The sequence below is a fragment of the Pseudomonas sp. genome (assembly GCF_036387035.1).
Classification (GTDB): Bacteria; Pseudomonadota; Gammaproteobacteria; order Pseudomonadales; family Pseudomonadaceae; genus Aquipseudomonas.
Window position 1 is genome coordinate 1 of the sequence record NZ_DASVUM010000181.1, and the last position, 5,220, is coordinate 5,220.

Annotated in this window: 5 protein-coding genes; 4 read left to right on the plus strand and 1 reads right to left on the minus strand. The window is 59.0% G+C overall.

What is annotated here, in order from left to right; all coding sequences use genetic code 11:
* The first annotated feature begins 49 nt into the window (after positions 1–49).
* The 4 genes from ubiD (at position 50) to VF672_RS17305 (ending at position 3,728) form a co-directional block, all read left to right on the plus strand.
* Positions 50–1,516 carry a 4-hydroxy-3-polyprenylbenzoate decarboxylase gene (ubiD, locus tag VF672_RS17290; protein WP_331105781.1) on the plus strand — a complete coding sequence of 489 codons (1,467 nt, stop codon included), beginning with the start codon at positions 50–52 and terminating at the stop codon, positions 1,514–1,516.
* Positions 1,516–2,484: a CDP-6-deoxy-delta-3,4-glucoseen reductase gene (locus VF672_RS17295; protein WP_331105782.1), complete on the plus strand. Its 969-nt coding sequence runs from the start codon at positions 1,516–1,518 to the stop codon at positions 2,482–2,484. The genes ubiD and VF672_RS17295 overlap by 1 nt, the downstream gene beginning before the upstream one ends.
* 209 nt (positions 2,485–2,693) lie before the next feature.
* The gene (locus VF672_RS17300; protein ID WP_331105783.1) at positions 2,694–3,368 is read left to right on the plus strand and encodes a gamma-glutamylcyclotransferase; all 675 of its coding nucleotides are present in this window, start codon (positions 2,694–2,696) and stop codon (positions 3,366–3,368) included.
* A 75-nt stretch (positions 3,369–3,443) separates the two neighbouring features.
* The gene (locus VF672_RS17305; RefSeq protein WP_331105784.1) at positions 3,444–3,728 is read left to right on the plus strand and encodes a type II toxin-antitoxin system RelE/ParE family toxin; all 285 of its coding nucleotides are present in this window, start codon (positions 3,444–3,446) and stop codon (positions 3,726–3,728) included.
* Between the two features lie 49 nt (positions 3,729–3,777).
* Here the strand turns inward: VF672_RS17305 and glpT are convergent, their stop codons facing one another.
* Positions 3,778–5,127, minus strand: coding sequence for a glycerol-3-phosphate transporter (gene glpT, locus VF672_RS17310; RefSeq protein WP_331105785.1), 1,350 nt, complete (start codon positions 5,125–5,127; stop codon positions 3,778–3,780).
* Positions 5,128–5,220 lie beyond the last annotated feature (93 nt).

Consider the following 5,220-nt stretch of genomic DNA (forward strand, 5'->3'; position numbering starts at 1 on the left):
GCGGTCAGAGCAGGTAGGATGTGCATCTATTTGGTGAGTGGCCGGGTTAATGAAATTCAAGGATCTACGGGATTTCGTGCAGCAGCTTGAGCAGCGCGGAGAGTTGAAACGCATCCAGGTACCCATTTCCCCTGTTCTGGAAATGACCGAAATCTGCGATCGGACCCTGCGCAACAAGGGGCCGGCGCTGCTGTTCGAAAAGCCGACCGGTTTTGATATTCCGGTTCTCGGCAACCTGTTCGGCACGCCCGAGCGCGTCGCCATGGGCATGGGCGCCGAGTCGGTCTCAGAGCTGCGGGAAATCGGCAAGCTGCTGGCGTTCCTCAAAGAGCCCGAGCCGCCCAAGGGTTTGAAAGACGCCTGGTCCAAGCTCCCCATCTTCAGAAAAGTCATCGCCATGGCGCCGAAAGTCGTCAAGGACGCGCCCTGTCAGGAGATTGTGATCGAGGGTGATGACGTCGACCTCGGCATGCTGCCGGTGCAGACCTGCTGGCCGGGCGATGTCGGCCCGTTGATCACGTGGGGCCTGACGGTGACGCGTGGGCCAAACAAGGAACGGCAAAATCTGGGCATTTATCGCCAGCAGGTGATCGGCCGCAATAAGGTGATCATGCGCTGGCTGAGCCACCGCGGCGGCGCGCTGGACTTCAAGGATTGGTGCGACAAGCACCCGGGCCAGCCATTCCCGGTCTCGGTGGCCCTGGGCGCTGACCCGGCCACGATTCTCGGCGCCGTGACGCCGGTGCCAGACAGCCTGTCCGAGTACGCATTCGCGGGTCTTCTGCGGGGCAATCGCACCGAGCTGATCAAGTGCCGTGGCAATGATCTGCAGGTCCCGGCCAGCGCTGAAATTGTGCTTGAGGGTGTGATCCATCCCGGCGAAATGGCGGATGAGGGGCCGTACGGCGACCACACCGGCTATTACAACGAGGTCGACAGCTTCCCGGTCTTCACGGTCGAGCGCATCACCCACCGTATCAAGCCGATCTACCACAGCACCTACACCGGTCGGCCGCCCGACGAGCCTGCCATTCTCGGCGTTGCGCTGAACGAAGTCTTCGTGCCGATCCTGCAGAAGCAGTTTCCGGAAATCGTCGACTTCTATCTGCCACCTGAGGGTTGTTCCTATCGGATGGCTGTTGTGACCATCAAGAAACAGTACCCCGGCCATGCCAAGCGCGTCATGTTGGGTGTCTGGTCGTTTCTGCGACAGTTCATGTACACCAAGTTCGTTATCGTTACCGACGACGATATCAACGCCCGTGACTGGAACGACGTCATCTGGGCAATCACCACGCGCATGGACCCCAAGCGCGATACGGTGATGATCGACAATACGCCAATCGACTACCTGGATTTCGCCTCGCCGGTCTCCGGCCTGGGCTCGAAAATGGGGCTCGACGCCACGCATAAGTGGCCAGGCGAAACCACCCGTGAATGGGGTCGCGCTATCGTCAAGGACGAAGCGGTGACCCGCCGGATCGACGAAATCTGGACTCAGCTGGGAATTGATTGATGCGTGTAACCTTGCAGCCATCCGGTGCGGTCATCGAAACATTGCCAGGCGAGCGGATCCTCGATGCCGCTCAGCGTCTGGGCTACGAATGCCCTCAGAGCTGTCGCAACGGCAATTGCCACATCTGTTCGGCGCTGCTGGTAGAGGGCAGCGTGGAGCAGGCTGGGGAAATTCGTCAGCATGGCGAAATCTACACGTGCCTCGCGGTGCCGCAGGAAGACTGCATTGTGCTGTGGGATAGCGTGCTGGCGCTCGGCGAGCTGCCGGTGCGCACGTTCGCCTGCCAGGTCAGCGAGTGCGTTGAGGTCGGCGGCGATGTCTGGCGCGTGATGCTGCGCGCGCCTGCAGGCAAGCCGCCGCGTTATCACGCCGGCCAATACTTGATGATCCATCGGGACGACGGCGAAAAGTCAGCGTTCTCCATGGCCTCTGCGCCGGAAAGCGGCCGCGATCTGGAGATTCACGTGCTCGCTCGCGAAGCCAGTGCGCAAAATCTGATCAGTCAGCTGCAGCGCGATGGCATGGCACGGGTTGAACTGCCGTTCGGCGATACTCACCTGGGCGAACTGCCTGACGGGCCGCTGGTATTGATCGCGGCAGGCACCGGTATGGGGCAGATGCACAGCCTGATCGAGCATTGCCGCTCCAAGGGTTTTCCCTACCCGGTGCACGTGTACTGGGGAATGCGCCGTCCCGAGGACTTCTATCAGCTCACACACTGGGATGAATGGCAGACGCTGCCTAACCTGTTCCTGCACAGAATCGTCAGCGACCTGTGCGGTTGGGAAGGGCGTTGCGGAATGCTGCACGAGGCGGTCTGCGAGGACTTCAGCGATCTGAAATCCCTTTATGTGTACGCCAGCGGTTCTCCGGCAATGGTCTATTCGACGCTTGATGCACTGGTGCTCGCCGGCATGGACGCGCATCAGATGCGTGCCGATGTGTTCGCTTACGCGCCGAGGCCTTGAGGCCCAGGGCGTGCGAGCAGGATGTGGACAGAGGATTGCATGACTGTTTGTCAGATATCGGTTTTTCTGGCGTGACCCATGCGCTGACGGCCGAGTCTGAAAGTCACACTGCCTGCGATTCCGTCTGATTGTTCATTCGTTGTTGCCAGACCCGTTTCATGAGTGTTCAGCGTTGCACCGGCGTCAGTTGTGCTGGTGGGGGGAACCAGATGGGGAATCAAATCAATATCCTGGCGGAAGCCGTCCATGACGGTTTGGGGTTGTCTTACCCACCGGTCATCGACCTTGGGCCGAAACTGAGCCGCGAGCAGCTTCTCGCCTCCATCCACGCCACGATGAGCCGTCATCAAGGCGGCCCGATCTGGTTGTTCGCCTACGGGTCATTGATTTGGCGGCCCGAATGCAGCGCGGTCGAACGCCAGCGCGGGCGGGTTCACGGCTATCATCGCGGTCTCTATCTTTGGTCCCACGAACACCGTGGCACGCCAGAGCAGCCAGGGTTGGTGTTCGGTCTGGATCGCGGCGGCTCCTGCAGCGGATTTGCCTACCGGTTGCCCGAGGACAATATCGACGAGTCCCTGTTGGCGTTGTGGCAAAGAGAAATGCCCTTCCCGTCCTATCGCCCGCACTGGTTGAGCTGCCGACTTGAAGACGGCACCAAGGTGCAGGCTTTGGGATTTGTGCTGGAGCGTCATTTGCCCAGTTACGCTGGCAACCTGCCTGACAACGTGCTCACCCAAGTGCTGGCCAATGCCAGCGGACGATACGGAAGCACTTGGGAATACGTCGAACAAACCATCCGCGCACTGCGCACTCACGCCATGCCGGACTTGAGCCTTGAGGCACGGTTCAAGCGTTGCAGACCGGTGTTGTTGGCGATATAGCATCCGGTCACGATCTTTCGATCAGGCTTGCGCGCGAGACGCTAGACTGCAGTGAAACCCTCTGAGGAGTTAATCATGAGTGCTCGGCTTTCTCCGCTTGTGTCGGAGTTCGAATCAGAAGAGCAGGCTGCGCGTTATGACGCCTGGCTCCGCGCCAAGGTGCAGTCTTCGGTAGATGACCCACGACCTAACGTCGCTCATGATGAAGTCATGGCTCAGCTGAAAGCGAGACTGGCCACCAAAGGTCGAGTGCTCAATACCCGCGAAATCATTGTCCATCCGAATTACCTGGTTATCTACCGACTAACAAATCGGATCGAGATCCTGAGCGTCCTTCACGCTCGCCAGCAATACCCTTGAACGGACGTGGCTTGATCAGCGTACTGATCAAGCCTTTTTCGGTTGAGACTTAAGCCCTTTCTTCTCGCGACTGACTCGCCACCTGGGTATGCCGGAGCGTCGGCACCAGGAACGCTATCGCGAGGATGCAAGCGGACACCAGTAGCACGAAGCCGCCATCCCAGCCGAAATGGTCAACTGTGTAACCCATCAGTGCACTGGCAGCGACCGAGCCACCGAGATACCCGAACAGACCGGTGAAACCTGCTGCGGTACCAGCGGCTTTCTTCGGTGCCAACTCCAGCGCCTGCAAGCCGACCAGCATGACCGGACCGTAGATAAGGAAGCCGATCGAGACCAGAGCAATCATGTCGACGGTTGGGTTGCCTGGCGGGTTGAGCCAGTAGACCAGCGTCGCAACCGTCACCATTGCCATGAATACGATACCGGTCAGGCCACGGTTGCCGCGGAAGATCTTGTCGGACATCCAGCCGCACAACAGCGTGCCCGGAATGCCCGCCCACTCATAGAAGAAATACGCCCAGGATGTCTTGTCGACGTCGAAGTGTTTGGCTTCTTTCAAATAGGTAGGGGCCCAATCCAGCACGCCATAACGCAGCAAGTAGACGAATACGTTGGCCAGCGCGATGTACCAGAGCATCTTGTTGCGCAGGACGTATTTGACGAAGATTTCTTTGGCGGTGAATTCTTCCTCGTGGCTCGCGTCGTAGCCTTCCGGGTAGTCGTTCTTGTATTCCTCCACCGGCGGCAAGCCTACCGATTGCGGGGTGTCGCGCATGGTGACGAAGGCGAACAGAGCAACAAACAGCGCAACGGCCGCCGGGACATAAAACGCGGCGTGCCAGTCGTTGGTCCAGCCGAGCCCGAGCAGGAACAGCGGCCCGATCAAACCGCCGCCGACGTTGTGCGCTACGTTCCACACCGACACCACACCGCCACGTTCCTTTTGCGACCACCAATGCACCATCGTGCGCCCACTCGGCGGCCAGCCCATGCCTTGGGCCCAGCCGTTAATGAACAGCAAAATGAACATGATCGTCACACTGGACGTCGCCCAAGGCGCGAATCCGAACACGAACATGACCAGCGCGGAAATCACCAGCCCGAACGGCAGGAAATAGCGAGGGTTCGAGCGATCCGACACCAGGCCCATCAGGAATTTCGACAGGCCGTACGCAATGGCAATTGCAGAGATCGCCAGCCCCAGCTGACCCCGCGTGTAGCCCTCATCGATCAGGTAAGGCATGGCCAAGGAGAAATTCTTGCGCAGCAGGTAATAACCGGCGTAACCGAAAAAGATACCAGCGAAAATCTGCCAACGCAGGCGGCGATAGGTACTGTCGACACGCTCCGCAGGCAGCGGAGCCTGATGAGCGGCAGGTCGGAAAAAGGCAAACATCAAGGCACCCCGTTTTTTATATTGTTATGCGAATCCGAATATTACATTTTCGTTACAGAAAATAGGAAGGCTTCTCATCGGATAAAATCCCGT

Bases quoted from the DNA above. Each gene is read 5' to 3' on its own strand.
- VF672_RS17300 (WP_331105783.1), top strand. From the start codon at position 2,694: ATGGGGAATCAAATCAATATCCTGGCGGAAGCCGTCCATGACGGTTTG.
- ubiD (WP_331105781.1), top strand. From the start codon at position 50: ATGAAATTCAAGGATCTACGGGATTTCGTGCAGCAGCTTGAGCAGCGC.
- glpT (WP_331105785.1), bottom strand. From the start codon at position 5,127: ATGTTTGCCTTTTTCCGACCTGCCGCTCATCAGGCTCCGCTGCCTGCG.
- VF672_RS17295 (WP_331105782.1), top strand. From the start codon at position 1,516: ATGCGTGTAACCTTGCAGCCATCCGGTGCGGTCATCGAAACATTGCCA.
- VF672_RS17305 (WP_331105784.1), top strand. From the start codon at position 3,444: ATGAGTGCTCGGCTTTCTCCGCTTGTGTCGGAGTTCGAATCAGAAGAG.